Origin of the sequence: Pseudomonas sp. S30, from assembly GCF_016518545.1 — a bacterium.
In the GTDB taxonomy this organism is placed as follows: Bacteria; Pseudomonadota; Gammaproteobacteria; order Pseudomonadales; family Pseudomonadaceae; genus Aquipseudomonas.
Genome location: NZ_JACVTO010000005.1, coordinates 223,741 through 237,100, shown reverse-complemented (window position 1 = coordinate 237,100; position 13,360 = coordinate 223,741). Strand labels below are relative to the sequence as shown.

Here is a 13,360-nt window from a genome sequence, read left to right as displayed (position 1 = left end):
CTGGAGGTCTCCGGCCGCGGGCAGGCCCAGGTTCATTCGCTACCGCCGATACCCTTGCCCGTACCTGGCACGTGAAGTTGGAAAGCTTCTTGCAGAGCACCGCCCAGACCCTGTCCAGGCGTCAAGTTTCCGCTCGAAGAGGATACCCGGTGGATCGCGCTCAGTTACTCAGCAATGCCCGTAACAACCTGGCCGGTCTCGGTCGGGGCAACCTGGGCGTGCCGCTGTTGCTGCTGGTGATGCTGGCAATGATGATGTTGCCCATCCCGCCGTTTCTGCTCGACGTGTTCTTCACCTTCAACATCGCCCTGTCGATCGTGGTCCTGCTGGTCTGCGTCTACGCCCTGCGACCGCTGGATTTCGCCGCCTTCCCGACCATCCTGCTGGTGGCCACGCTGTTGCGCCTGGCGCTGAACGTGGCCTCCACGCGCGTGGTGATGCTCCATGGCCAGGAAGGGCATGGCGCAGCGGGCAAGGTGATCCAGGCCTTCGGTGAAGTGGTGATCGGCGGCAACTACGTGGTCGGTGCGGTGGTGTTCGCCATCCTCATGATCATCAACTTCGTGGTGGTGACCAAGGGTGCCGGGCGGATCTCCGAAGTGAGCGCGCGTTTCACCCTCGATGCCATGCCCGGCAAGCAGATGGCGATCGACGCCGACCTCAACGCCGGCCTGATCGATCAGGCCCAGGCCAAGGCGCGCCGCGCCGAAGTGGCCCAGGAGGCCGAGTTCTACGGCTCGATGGACGGTGCCAGCAAGTTCGTGCGCGGCGACGCCGTGGCCGGCCTGCTGATCCTGTTCATCAACCTCATCGGCGGCATGCTCATCGGCATGCTGCAGCACGGCATGAGCTTCGGCGATGCCGGCAAGGTCTACGCCCTGCTGACCATCGGTGACGGTTTGGTGGCGCAGCTGCCGTCGCTGCTGCTGTCCACCGCCGCGGCGATCATGGTCACCCGCGCCTCGGGCTCCGAGGACATGGGCAAGCTGATCAACCGGCAGATGTTCGACTCGCCCAAGGCCCTGGCGGTGTCCGCCGGCCTGATGATCGTCATGGGCCTGGTGCCGGGCATGCCGCACATCGCCTTCCTGAGCCTCGGCCTGCTGGCCGGCGGTGGTGCCTACCTGGTGTGGAAGAAGCAGCAGAAGGCCAAGCAGGTGGCGTTGCAGGAAGCGCAGCGCCAGCAGGACCTGCTGCCCTCGCCGCAGCGGGCCATGGAAACCAAGGAATTGGGCTGGGACGATGTTACGCCCATCGACATGATCGGCCTGGAAGTGGGCTACCGCCTGATCCCGCTGGTTGATCGCAACCAGGGTGGACAGCTGCTGGCGCGCATCAAGGGCGTGCGCAAGAAGCTGTCCCAGGACCTGGGCTTTCTCATGCCGACGGTGCATATCCGCGACAACCTGGACCTGCAGCCCAGTGCCTATCGCCTGACGCTGATGGGCGTGATCCTGGCCGAAGCGGAGATCTACCCGGACCGCGAACTGGCGATCAACCCCGGCCAGGTGTTCGGCAGCCTCAACGGCATCGCCGCGCGCGACCCGGCGTTCGGCCTGGAGGCGGTATGGATCGACGTGGCCCAGCGCGCCCAGGCGCAGTCGCTGGGCTACACCGTGGTCGACGCCAGCACGGTAGTGGCCACCCACCTCAATCAGATCCTGCAGAAGCACTGCCACGAGCTGATCGGCCATGAAGAGGTCCAGCAATTGCTCCAGGTGCTGGCCAAGGCGTCGCCCAAGCTCGCCGAGGAACTGGTGCCAGGCGTCATTTCCTTGTCGGGGCTGTTGAAGGTCTTGCAGGCATTGCTGTCCGAGCAGGTACCGGTGCGTGATATTCGCAGCATTGCCGAGGCCATCGCCAACAACGCCGCCAAGAGTCAAGATACCGCCGCGCTGGTGGCCGCGGTCCGTGTCGGATTGTCCCGCGCCATCGTGCAAAGCATTGTCGGCATTGAGTCCGAGCTGCCTGTGATCACCTTGGAGCCAAGGTTGGAACAGATCTTGCTCAATAGTTTGCAACGGGCCGGACAAGGTCAGGAAGACGGTGTTCTTCTTGAGCCGAGCATGGCCGAGAAGCTGCAGCGTTCGCTCATCGAGGCGGCGCAGCGCCAGGAGATGCAGGGCCAGCCGGCCATTCTCCTGGTGGCCGGTCCGATCCGCGCCATGCTGTCGAGATTCGGTCGCCTGGCCGTGCCCAACCTGCACGTGCTGGCGTACCAGGAAATACCGGACAACAAGCAAGTCACCATCGTTGCCACCGTGGGCCCTAACGGCTGAGGTAGTGGGTTATGCAAGTTAAGCGTTTTTTCGCCGCCGACATGCGTCAGGCCATGAAACTGGTCCGCGACGAGCTTGGTGCCGATGCCGCGATCATCGGCAACCGGCGCATCGCCGGCGGTGTCGAGCTCACGGCCGCGCTGGACTACACCTTGTCCGCCCTGGCCCCGCGCGTGCCCAACGTCGAGCTCGAGGACGAGCTGCGCAAGACCCAGTCGCGCATCGCCACGGCCCAGGCCGAACTGGGCGGGCGCGGTGAGGCCGAGTCGGGTAACCGTCAACTGTTCGCCGGCCTCTCGCTGACGGCCTCCGAGCCGCTGGTCGAGCCGCAACCCGAAGCCCGTCCCGTGGCGCCGGCGCCCGCAGTGGCCGGTGTGGACCGGCGCGTGTTCGATGCCATGCGCTCGGAGCTGTCGGGCCTGCGCGAACTGCTCGAGGTGCAACTGGGCTCGCTCGCCTGGGGCCAGTTGCAGGGCAGCAAGCCGCAGCAAGCCAACCTCTGGCGGCGCCTGCAGCGTCTGGGCCTGTCCGGCCCGATCGCCCGTGAACTGCTCGACCTCGCCGGTGAGAGCGACGATCCCCGGCACGCCTGGCGCATGGTGCTGGCGCACCTGGCCCGGCTGATCCGGGTGCCGGACGTCGAGCCGATCGAGGAGGGTGGGGTCATCGCCATGGTCGGCCCGGCCGGCATGGGCAAGACCACCACCCTGGCCAAGCTCGCCGCGCGCTACGTGCTCAAGTACGGCGCCAACAACCTGGCCCTGGTCAGCATGGACAGCTACCGCATCGGCGCCCAGGAGCAGCTCAAGACCCTGGGTCGCATCCTCAACGTGCCGGTGACCTACGTCGACCCTGGCCAGTCGCTGGCCCAGGCCCTGGAACCGCTGCTGCGCAAGCGCGTGGTGCTGATCGACACCGCTGGCCTGCAGGCCAGCGATCCGGCCCTGCGCATGCAGCTCGAGTCGCTGGCCGGGCGCGGTATCGCCGCCAGGAACTACCTGGTGCTGGCGACCACCAGCCAGAAACAGGTGCTCACCGCCGCCTACCACAGCTACAAACGCTGTGGCCTGGCCGGGTGCATCCTGACCAAGCTTGACGAAACCGGCAGCCTCGGCGAAGTGCTGAGCCTGGCCGTCAGTCAGCGATTGCCCGTGGCCTATCTCACCGATGGCCCGCGCATTCCTGACGATCTTCAACTGCCGCGCCGGCACCAATTGGTCAGTCGCGCGGTCAGTGTGCAGTTGCAGGAAGATCCCAGCGAGGAGGCCATGGCCGACATGTTCGCCGATCTCTACCACAATCCCGATCAGCGCGCGGGTTGACGATGTACGCCGCCGAGAGTCCACAGCGACCCACCAGGTGGGCAGGTCCCACGCGAGACAAGGTAAATAACAGACATGGGTAGCATGCATCCCGTACAGGTGATCGCCGTCACCGGTGGCAAAGGTGGCGTCGGCAAGACCAACGTTTCAGTGAACCTGTCCCTGGCGCTGGCCGAACTCGGCCGTCGGGTCATGCTGCTGGACGCCGACCTGGGTCTGGCCAACGTCGACGTGCTGCTGGGACTGACCCCCAAACGCACCCTGGCCGACGTCATCGAAGGGCGCTGCGAGCTGCGTGACGTGCTCCTGCAGGGGCCCGGCGGCGTGCGCATCGTGCCGGCCGCCTCCGGCACCCAGAGCATGGTGCACCTGGCGCCGGCCCAGCATGCCGGCCTGATCCAGGCGTTCAGCGAAATCGGCGACAACCTCGATGTGCTGGTGATCGATACCGCTGCCGGCATCGGCGACTCGGTGGTCAGCTTCGTGCGCGCCGCCCAGGAAGTGCTGCTGGTGGTGTGCGACGAGCCCACCTCCATCACCGACGCCTATGCGCTGATCAAGCTGCTGAACCGCGATTACGGCATGAACCGCTTCCGCGTCCTGGCCAACATGGCCCAGAGCCCGCAGGAAGGGCGCAACCTGTTCGCCAAGCTGACCAAGGTCACCGACCGCTTCCTCGACGTTGCCCTGCAGTACGTCGGCGCCGTGCCGTACGACGAGTGCGTGCGCAAGGCCGTGCAGAAGCAGCGGGCGGTGTATGAGGCGTTCCCGCGCTCCAAGTGCGCCCTGGCGTTCAAGGCCATCGCGCAGAAGGTCGACAGCTGGCCGCTGCCGGCCAACCCGCGCGGGCATCTGGAATTCTTCGTCGAGCGCCTGGTACATCCCACCAGTGCAGGGCCGGTGTTATGAACGCGAGCGGTTTCAAGATGTACAGCAAGGCTTCCAAGGACGCTCAGTACGAGCTGGTCGAGCGCTACGCGCCGCTGGTCAAGCGCATCGCCTATCACCTGCTGGCGCGCCTGCCGGCCAATGTCCAGGTCGAGGACCTGATCCAGGCCGGCATGATCGGCCTGCTGGAGGTGGCCAACAAGTACGATGCCAGCAAGGGCGCGAGTTTCGAGACCTACGCCGGTATCCGTATCCGCGGCGCCATGCTCGACGAGGTGCGCAAGGGCGACTGGGCGCCGCGTTCGGTGCACCGCAATACGCGCATGGTCAGCGATGCCATGCGAGCAGTTGAAGCCAGAACGGGTCGAGACGCTAAAGATCACGAGGTTGCTGCCGAACTCCAATTGGGGCTCGATGATTATTACGGGATCCTGAACGATACCTTGGGCAGCCGCTTGTTCAGTTTCGACGACCTGTTGCAGGACGGCGAGCACGAAGGGCTGCACGAGGACGGCGTCAGCGGCCATGTCGAGCCGTCGCGCGATCTGGAGGACGAACGTTTCCAGGCCGCGTTGACCGAAGCGATCGCCAACCTGCCGGAGCGAGAGCGTCTGGTGCTGGCGCTGTACTACGACGAAGAACTCAATCTCAAGGAGATCGGGGAAGTGCTGGGGGTCAGCGAGTCGCGGGTCAGCCAGTTGCACAGCCAGTGTGCGGCGCGTCTGCGCAGCCGCCTGGGGGAATGGCGGGCACGCTGAAGCCGGTTTCGATGCAGTCGCTGGACGTTTTGCCGAATTGATTGAGTGCGCGTTCGCCAGGCGAGCGCGTTTAAGACTGCTTGGAGGTCTAATTGAACAAAGACATGAAAATCCTCATCGTTGACGACTTCTCGACGATGCGGCGGATCATCAAGAACCTGTTGCGTGATCTGGGCTTCACCAACACCGAAGAAGCCGATGACGGCACCACTGCCTTGCCGATGCTGCAAAGCGGCCACTTCGACTTCCTGGTGACCGACTGGAACATGCCGGGGATGTCCGGCATCGACCTGCTGCGCCAGGTGCGTGCCGACGAGCGACTCAAGAGCATGCCGGTGTTGATGGTGACGGCCGAGGCCAAGCGCGAGCAGATCATCGAAGCGGCCCAGGCGGGCGTCAACGGCTACGTGGTCAAGCCATTCACCGCGCAGGTGCTCAAAGAAAAGATCGAGAAGATCTTCGAACGCGTCAACGGCTGAAGCATGTCTGGGGGCGCTATGGAATCAAGAAAAGATTCGTTGGGGGAGTTCGAGTCGACCCTGAAGAAGCATGCCGAGCAACTGGTGCAGAGTCTGGAACGCGGCCAGTTCGGCGAGGCGGTCCAGCTGATCCATCAGCTCAACCAGACCCGAGACCGTGGCTTGTACCAGGAGGTCGGCAAGCTGACCCGTGAGCTGCACAGCGCCATCGTCAGCTTCCAGATCGACCCGCGCATGCCGCAGGCCGAGGAAGTGTCGCAGATCACCGACGCCACCGAGCGGCTGTCCTACGTGGTCCGCTTGACCGAGAACGCGGCCAACCGCACCATGGACCTGGTCGAGCAGAGCACGCCGGTGCTCAACGCTCTGTCGAACGAGGCACAGGCATTGTCTGCCGACTGGCAGCGTTTCATGCGCCGGGAAGTGCCGGCGACGGAATTCCGCGACCTGGTCAAGCGCGTCGACGGTTTCCTGGCGCGCAGCGCCGAGGGCAACCACGAAGTGGCCGGCCATCTGAACGACATTCTGCTGGCCCAGGACTACCAGGACCTGACCGGCCAGGTGATCAAGCGGGTCACCGCACTGGTCGCCGAAGTCGAAAGCAACCTGCTCAAGCTCGTGCTCATGGCCAGCCAGGTCGACCGTTTTGCCGGCATCGAACATGACCACGATCAATTGCGTGCTGAAAAAGACGAAGAAAAACATCCAGCCCGGGGTGAAGGTCCGCAGATTCATGCCGATAAGCGTGAAGACGTCGTGTCCGGTCAGGACGATGTCGACGATCTGCTATCCAGCCTGGGTTTTTAGGGAGCACGTTTAATGAGCTTCGGCGCCGATGAAGAAATCCTTCAGGATTTCCTGGTAGAAGCTGGCGAAATTCTTGAGCAATTGTCCGAGCAATTGGTCGAGTTGGAGAGCCGGCCAGATGATGCAGACCTGCTCAACGCCATCTTCCGCGGTTTTCACACGGTAAAAGGCGGCGCCGGCTTCCTTCAGCTCAATGAGCTGGTGGAGTGCTGCCATATTGCCGAAAACGTCTTCGACATCCTGCGCAAAGGTGAGCGCCGGGTCGATGCCGAATTGATGGACGTGGTGCTCGAAGCACTGGATACCGTCAACAGCATGTTCGGCCAGGTCCGCGAGCGCAGCGAAATCACCCCGGCCACGCCCGAACTGCTGGCTGCGCTGTCGCGTCTGGCCGAGCCGGCCGGCGCAGAGCCCGAAGCGCCAGCCGTTGCGGCGGTCGAGCCTGTGGCCGAAGCTCCGGCGCCGGCCTCGGCGGACATCACCGACACCGAGTTCGAGCAGCTGCTCGATTCGCTCGATGCGGTCAAGGCCCAGGCCGAAGCCGGCGAGCAGGTACAGGGGCAGGCCGCCATTGCCGAGGGCAGCGATGAGATCACCGACGCGGAGTTCGAATCGCTGCTCGACCAGTTGCACGGCAAGGGCCAGTTCTCGCCCGTCGTAACCGAGAGCCTGCCAGCGGCAGGTGCTGCGCCGGCAGGTGACGAGATCACCGACGACGAGTTCGAAGCGCTGCTCGACCAATTGCACGGCAAGGGCAACTTCGCCGTGGATGCACTGCCCAAGGCCGATGACCAGGCCGCCGCCACTGCGGCTGCGTCGGTCGCGCCAGCCGCCAGCGAGCACATCACCGACCACGAATTCGAAGCGCTGCTGGACCAGCTTCACGGCAAGGGCAAATTCAATGGCGACGTCGCCGCCGAACAAGCCTCGGCGGCGCCAGCGGCCGTCGCGGCGCCGCCTACCCCGGCGCCCAAGACCGAAGCCAAGCCCGAACCCAAGCCTGCGGCCAAACCGGTGCCTGCTGCCGCGGCCAAGCCTGCCGCGGCGCCCGCCCCGGCACGCGCCCCTGCAGCCGCGGCGGAAAAGCATGGCGCCAGCGAAGCGGAAACCACCGTGCGGGTCGATACCGCGCGCCTGGACGAGATCATGAACATGGTCGGCGAACTGGTGCTGGTACGTAACCGCCTGGTACGCCTGGGCCTGAACAGTGGCGACGAGGCCATGTCCAAGGCCGTGTCCAACCTCGACGTGGTCACCGCCGACCTGCAGACCGCGGTCATGAAGACGCGCATGCAGCCGATCAAGAAGGTCTTCGGCCGCTTCCCGCGCCTGGTCCGCGACCTGGCCCGCCAGCTCAAGAAGGAGATCAACCTGGAGCTGGTCGGCGAAGAGACCGACCTGGACAAGAACCTCGTCGAGGCACTGGCCGACCCGCTGGTCCACCTGGTGCGCAACGCGGTCGACCACGGCGTGGAAACCCCGGAGGAGCGCGAGGCGTCCGGCAAAGCGCGTACCGGTCGCGTGGTGCTGTCGGCCGAGCAGGAGGGCGACCATATCCTCTTGTCCATCTCCGACGACGGCAAGGGCATGGACCCGAACATCCTGCGTGCCAAGGCCGTGGAGAAGGGCCTCATGGACAAGGACGCCGCCGATCGCCTGAGCGAATCGGACTGCTACAACCTGATCTTCGCCCCGGGCTTCTCGACCAAGACCGAGATTTCCGACGTGTCCGGCCGTGGCGTGGGCATGGACGTGGTCAAGACCAAGATTTCCCAGCTCAACGGCTCGATCAACATCTTCTCGGCCAAGGGCCAGGGCTCGAAGATCGTCATCAAAGTGCCGCTGACCCTGGCGATCATGCCGACCTTGATGGTCATGCTGGCCAACCAGGCCTTCGCCTTCCCGCTGGTCAACGTCAACGAGATCTTCCACCTGGACCTATCGCGCACCAACGTGGTCGACGGCCAGGAAGTGGTGATCGTGCGTGACAAGGCGCTGCCGCTGTTCTATCTCAAGCGCTGGCTGGTGCAGGATCAGCAGCACGAAGAGCAGCTCGAGGGGCACGTGGTGATCCTCTCGGTCGGCACCCAGCGCATCGGTTTCGTGGTCGATCAGTTGGTGGGCCAGGAGGAGGTGGTGATCAAGCCGCTGGGCAAGATGCTCCAGGGCACGCCCGGCATGTCCGGCGCCACCATCACCGGCGACGGCCGTATTGCGCTGATTCTCGACGTACCGAGCATGCTCAAGCGTTACGCGGCGCGGCGTATTTGATTCTGGCGGCGCGACTCGAGGGTGGCGCCGTCTAATGGAGTGTTTATGGCAGTCAAGGTCCTGGTGGTGGATGATTCCGGTTTCTTCCGCCGCCGCGTCTCTGAAATCCTTTCCGCGGACCCGACCATCCAGGTCGTCGGCACCGCGACCAACGGCAAGGAAGCGATCGACCAGGCACTGGCGCTCAAGCCCGATGTGATCACCATGGACTACGAGATGCCGATGATGGACGGCATCACGGCGGTGCGGCATATCATGCAGCGCTGTCCGACGCCCGTGCTGATGTTCTCCTCGCTGACCCACGAAGGCGCGCGTGTCACCCTCGATGCCCTGGATGCCGGTGCGGTCGACTACCTGCCGAAGAACTTCGAGGACATTTCGCGCAATCCCGACAAGGTCAAGCAGATGCTCTGCGAGAAGGTCCATACCCTCTCGCGCAGCAACCGTCGCTTCAGCAGCTTCGCCAGCCCCGCACCTGCACCGGTGGCCAGTGCACCGGCCAGTACCGCGCCGGCTGCGGCCACGGCCTCGACCAGTCATGCGCCAGTGCGCAGTGCAGCCCCTGCGCGGGCCAGCGCCCCGGCCGCCAGCCACGCCCCGGCGCCCAAGCGCAAGCCCTACAAGCTGGTCGCCATCGGCACCTCCACCGGCGGGCCGGTCGCCCTGCAGCGCGTGCTGACCCAGTTGCCGGCCAGTTTCCCGGCGCCCATCGTGCTGATCCAGCACATGCCGGCTGCGTTCACCAAGGCCTTCGCCGAGCGCCTGGACAAGCTGTGCCGAATCAGCGTCAAGGAGGCCGAAGACGGCGACGTGCTGCGCCCCGGCCTGGCGTTGCTGGCGCCAGGCGGCAAGCAGATGATGGTCGACGCCCGCGGGACGGTGAAGATCCTGCCCGGCGACGAGCGCCTGAACTACAAGCCCTGCGTCGACATCACCTTCGGCTCGGCGGCCAAGACCTACGGCGACAAGGTGCTCTCGGTGGTCCTGACCGGCATGGGCGCCGATGGTCGCGAGGGCGCCCGCCTGCTCAAGCAGGGCGGTAGCACGGTGTGGGCCCAGGATGAGGCCAGCTGCGTGATCTACGGCATGCCCATGGCCATCGTCAAGGCCAACCTGGCCGATGCCGTCTACAGCCTGGACGAGATCGGCAAGCACCTGATCGAGGCCTGCGTCTGATGGATGTGCTCAGCCTGATCGGTCTGATCCTGGCGTTCGTCGCCATCGTTGGCGGCAATTTCCTCGAGGGTGGTCATGTCGGCGCCCTGCTCAACGGGCCTGCGGGGCTGATCGTGCTGGGCGGCACCCTGGCGGCGGCCTTGCTGCAGTCGCCGCTGTCGGCCTTCAAGCGTGCCCTGCAGATCCTGCGCTGGATCATCTTCCCGCCCCGCGTGGACCTGGCCGGGGGCATCGACCGGGTGGTCAACTGGAGCCTGACCGCACGCAAGGAAGGCCTGCTGGGCCTGGAAGGCGTTGCCGATGCCGAGCCGGACCCCTACGCGCGCAAGGGCTTGCAGCTGCTGGTCGATGGCGCTGAGCCGGAGTCCATCCGCAGCGTCCTGGAGGTGGATCTGCTCACCCAGGAAGGCCGTGACATCCAGGCCGCCAAGGTCTACGAAAGCATGGGCGGCTATGCGCCGACCATCGGCATCATCGGCGCGGTGATGGGCCTGATCCATGTGATGGGCAACCTGGCCGACCCTTCGCAACTGGGCAACGGCATCGCGGTGGCATTCGTCGCCACCATCTATGGCGTGGCCAGTGCCAACCTGATCCTGCTGCCGGTGGCCAACAAGCTCAAGGCCATCGTGCTGCGCCAGTCGCGCTACCGCGAGATGCTGCTCGAGGGCCTGCTGTCGATCGCCGAAGGCGAGAACCCGCGCTCGATCGAGCTCAAGCTGCAAGGTTTCATGGAGTAGCCCATGCGCCGTCGTCGTCAGGTCGAAGAGCACGAAAATCATGAGCGGTGGCTGGTGTCGTACGCCGACTTCATCACCTTGCTCTTCGCCTTCTTCGTGGTCATGTATTCCATCTCCTCGATCAACGAGGGCAAGTACAAGGTCATCTCGCAGGCCCTGGTGGGCGTGTTCAACGATCCCGAGCGCAGCCTGCGGCCGATTCCCATCGGCGACGAGCGCCCGCTGACGGTCAAGCCGGCCGAACCGTTGGTCAAGGACAGCGAGCAGACCGACGCCGGGGTAGGGCAGAGCAGCAACGATCCGCTCAAGACCATCAGCGACGAGGTGGCCGCAGCCTTTGGCGATCTCATCGGCGCCAACCAGATGACCGTGCGTGGCAATGAGCTGTGGGTAGAAATCGAGCTCAATTCGGCGCTGCTGTTCGGCAGTGGCGATGCGATGCCCAGCGATGTCGCCTTCGAGATCATCGACAAGGTGGCCAGGATCCTCAAGCCGTTCGCCAACCCCGTGCATGTCGAGGGGTTCACCGACAACCTGCCGATCCGTACCGCCCAGTACCCGACCAACTGGGAGCTGTCCTCGGCGCGCGCGGCGAGCATCGTGCGCCTGTTGGCGATGGACGGCGTGGATCCGGCGCGCCTGGCCTCGGTGGGCTATGGCGAGTACCAACCGGTGGCCGGCAATGACACCGCTGACGGCCGTGCGCGCAATCGGCGCGTGGTCCTGGTGATCTCGCGCAACCTCGATGTACGCCGCAGCCTGACCGGGTCGGGCACCGCCAACGCCACGCCGGATGCCGCGTTGCGCAGGGCTGGCACACAAAGTGCACCGGCAACGCCAGCCACGACGGCCGGGCGCAATCCCGTCAAATCTCCGTCACCGAATCCATAGAACCGGTCCCGCTGGGCGAACTGCCCCTGTCGGGAGGAAGCAACGCACGATGAGAGTCTGGGCAGTAGCCAATCAAAAAGGTGGAGTCGGCAAGACCACCACCACCATCGCTCTGGCCGGCCTGCTGGCCGAGGCAGGCAAGCGCGTGGTCGTCGTCGACCTCGATCCGCACGGCTCGATGACCAGCTATTTCGGGCACAACCCCGACGCCCTCGAACACAGCTGCTACGATCTGTTCCTGCACCAGGGCACCGTCCCCGACGGCCTGCCTGGGCAGTTGCTGCTGCCCACCAGCCACGAGCGCATCTCCCTGCTGCCTTCCAGCACCGCGCTGGCGGTGCTCGAGCGCCAATCGCCAGGCAAGAGCGGTCTGGGCCTGGTCATCGCCAAGAGTCTGGCGCAGCTGTGGCAGGATTTCGACTTCGCCCTGATCGACAGCCCGCCGTTGCTCGGCGTATTGATGGTCAACGCCCTGGCGGCCAGCCAGCAGTTGGTGATTCCGGTGCAGACCGAATTTCTCGCGGTCAAGGGGTTGGAGCGCATGGTCGGGACGCTGGCGATGATCAACCGGTCGCGCAAGCAGGCGCTGCCCTACCAGATCGTTCCGACTCTGTTCGATCGCCGAACCCAGGCCTCGATGAGCACCCTCAAGGTGCTGCGCGATACCTATGGCGAGCAGGTCTGGCAAGGCTACATTCCCGTGGACACACGCATGCGCGACGCCAGCCGCCAGGGCGTCACGCCTTCGCAGTTCGACGGCAAGAGTCGTGGCGTGATCGCCTACCGAGCGCTGCTCAAGCACTTGCTCTCCTACCGTAACGCCTTGCAGGTGGCCTGATGAACCACGCTCCCCAGATCACCAGCAAACCGCAACTGGCGCTGCAGTCTTATCTCGACGGTCTGCTGCAGGACGCGACTGAATTCGACGAAGTGCAGGCGCCCGAACCTGTGGCCGTGCCCGTCGAGCACGCCCCCAGCGACGAGTTCGCCGCTGCCGTGCGCGAAGAACAGGCCCGTGACGCCAGTCGTGCACCCACGTCGGCTGCGGCCAGGCCATTCGCCGAGCCGCCCGCGCCGGTGATGCCGACGTTGCTGGCGCCCATCGAGGCGAACCCGGCGCCGCCGGTGACGCTGAGCGAGCAGCAGACGGCTCAAGCGCAGACGTCGTCGATCGAGCCGGTCGCGCCACTGGTCGAAGTGCATCTGCCAGCCCCTGACGCCCCAGTGCCGCCCGCCACGGTCGATGGCCGGCCGGCCTGGGCTGCCGAGCCGTTCGAATGCCTGCTGTTCGACGTGGCCGGGCTGACCCTGGCCGTGCCGCTGGTCTGTCTGGGCTCGATCTACAGCCTCGAGGGTCAGGAACTGACGCCTTTGTTCGGCCAGCCGGACTGGTTTCTCGGCATCCTCAGCTGCCAGGCCGGCAACCTCAAGGTGCTGGACACCGCCCGCTGGGTCATGCCCGATCGCTACCGCGAGGACTTCCGCCAGGGCCTGCACTACGTGATTTCGGTGCAGGGCTACGAGTGGGGCCTGGCGGTGCATCAGGTCAGCCGCTCGCTGCGCCTGGATCCGCGCGAGATCAAATGGCGCAGCCAGCGTGGCCAGCGGCCGTGGTTGGCCGGAACCGTCATCGAACACATGTGCGCCCTGCTTGACGTAGCCGAGCTGGCCGAGCTGATCGCCAGCGGTGCGGTCAAGCAGATGAACATCACACACAACTGAATCGGCGCCGCAGTTGCAGCGACCATA

Annotated in this window: 12 protein-coding genes; all 12 read left to right on the top strand. The window is 65.2% G+C overall.

Translation table 11 applies throughout. The annotated features are described in order from the left end of the window. Window positions 1–149 precede the first annotated feature (149 nt). The 12 genes from flhA to IAE34_RS08165 all read left to right on the top strand — a co-directional run bounded on the left by flhA (window position 150) and on the right by IAE34_RS08165 (window position 13,333). Window positions 150–2,279: a flagellar biosynthesis protein FlhA gene (gene flhA, locus IAE34_RS08220; RefSeq protein ID WP_200138372.1), complete on the top strand. Its 2,130-nt coding sequence runs from the start codon at window positions 150–152 to the stop codon at window positions 2,277–2,279. Window positions 2,280–2,290: 11 nt separating this feature from the next. After that, window positions 2,291–3,601 (top strand): flagellar biosynthesis protein FlhF, encoded by a 1,311-nt coding sequence (gene flhF, locus IAE34_RS08215; RefSeq protein WP_200138371.1) that lies wholly within the window; start codon window positions 2,291–2,293, stop codon window positions 3,599–3,601. Window positions 3,602–3,667: 66 nt separating this feature from the next. Next, window positions 3,668–4,510, top strand: coding sequence for a flagellar synthesis regulator FleN (gene fleN, locus IAE34_RS08210; RefSeq protein ID WP_200138435.1), 843 nt, complete (start codon window positions 3,668–3,670; stop codon window positions 4,508–4,510). Beyond that, entirely contained in the window at window positions 4,507–5,247 is a 741-nt protein-coding gene (fliA, locus tag IAE34_RS08205) for an RNA polymerase sigma factor FliA (protein ID WP_200138370.1), read from the top strand. The genes fleN and fliA overlap by 4 nt, the downstream gene beginning before the upstream one ends. Window positions 5,248–5,351: 104 nt before the next feature. After that, window positions 5,352–5,726 (top strand): chemotaxis response regulator CheY, encoded by a 375-nt coding sequence (locus IAE34_RS08200; protein ID WP_200138369.1) that lies wholly within the window; start codon window positions 5,352–5,354, stop codon window positions 5,724–5,726. Window positions 5,727–5,744: 18 nt separating this feature from the next. Further along, window positions 5,745–6,533: a protein phosphatase CheZ gene (locus IAE34_RS08195; RefSeq protein WP_200138368.1), complete on the top strand. Its 789-nt coding sequence runs from the start codon at window positions 5,745–5,747 to the stop codon at window positions 6,531–6,533. 12 nt (window positions 6,534–6,545) lie between these two features. After that, window positions 6,546–8,804: a chemotaxis protein CheA gene (locus IAE34_RS08190; protein ID WP_200138367.1), complete on the top strand. Its 2,259-nt coding sequence runs from the start codon at window positions 6,546–6,548 to the stop codon at window positions 8,802–8,804. A gap of 45 nt (window positions 8,805–8,849) precedes the next feature. Continuing rightward, on the top strand, window positions 8,850–9,980 hold the full coding sequence (locus IAE34_RS08185) for a protein-glutamate methylesterase/protein-glutamine glutaminase (RefSeq protein ID WP_200138366.1): 1,131 nt from the start codon (window positions 8,850–8,852) through the stop codon (window positions 9,978–9,980). After that, a complete protein-coding gene (locus IAE34_RS08180) occupies window positions 9,980–10,720 on the top strand; it encodes a flagellar motor protein (protein WP_200138365.1) in 741 nt (246 codons plus the stop codon). Before IAE34_RS08185 ends, IAE34_RS08180 begins: the two co-directional genes overlap by 1 nt. 3 nt (window positions 10,721–10,723) lie before the next feature. Then, window positions 10,724–11,611, top strand: a complete 888-nt coding sequence (gene motD / locus IAE34_RS08175; RefSeq protein WP_200138364.1) for a flagellar motor protein MotD — start codon at window positions 10,724–10,726, stop codon at window positions 11,609–11,611. 49 nt (window positions 11,612–11,660) lie between these two features. Further along, the gene (locus tag IAE34_RS08170) at window positions 11,661–12,449 is read left to right on the top strand and encodes a ParA family protein (protein WP_200138363.1); all 789 of its coding nucleotides are present in this window, start codon (window positions 11,661–11,663) and stop codon (window positions 12,447–12,449) included. Then, complete coding sequence (locus IAE34_RS08165) at window positions 12,449–13,333, top strand: CheW domain-containing protein (RefSeq protein ID WP_200138362.1); 885 nt, start codon at window positions 12,449–12,451, stop codon at window positions 13,331–13,333. The genes IAE34_RS08170 and IAE34_RS08165 overlap by 1 nt, the downstream gene beginning before the upstream one ends. Window positions 13,334–13,360: the final 27 nt, after the last annotated feature.

Bases quoted from the DNA above. Each gene is read 5' to 3' on its own strand.
- IAE34_RS08195 (WP_200138368.1), top strand. From the start codon at position 5,745: ATGGAATCAAGAAAAGATTCGTTGGGGGAGTTCGAGTCGACCCTGAAG.
- IAE34_RS08185 (WP_200138366.1), top strand. From the start codon at position 8,850: ATGGCAGTCAAGGTCCTGGTGGTGGATGATTCCGGTTTCTTCCGCCGC.
- IAE34_RS08170 (WP_200138363.1), top strand. From the start codon at position 11,661: ATGAGAGTCTGGGCAGTAGCCAATCAAAAAGGTGGAGTCGGCAAGACC.
- flhF (WP_200138371.1), top strand. From the start codon at position 2,291: ATGCAAGTTAAGCGTTTTTTCGCCGCCGACATGCGTCAGGCCATGAAA.
- motD (WP_200138364.1), top strand. From the start codon at position 10,724: ATGCGCCGTCGTCGTCAGGTCGAAGAGCACGAAAATCATGAGCGGTGG.
- IAE34_RS08180 (WP_200138365.1), top strand. From the start codon at position 9,980: ATGGATGTGCTCAGCCTGATCGGTCTGATCCTGGCGTTCGTCGCCATC.
- IAE34_RS08190 (WP_200138367.1), top strand. From the start codon at position 6,546: ATGAGCTTCGGCGCCGATGAAGAAATCCTTCAGGATTTCCTGGTAGAA.
- IAE34_RS08165 (WP_200138362.1), top strand. From the start codon at position 12,449: ATGAACCACGCTCCCCAGATCACCAGCAAACCGCAACTGGCGCTGCAG.
- IAE34_RS08200 (WP_200138369.1), top strand. From the start codon at position 5,352: ATGAAAATCCTCATCGTTGACGACTTCTCGACGATGCGGCGGATCATC.
- fliA (WP_200138370.1), top strand. From the start codon at position 4,507: ATGAACGCGAGCGGTTTCAAGATGTACAGCAAGGCTTCCAAGGACGCT.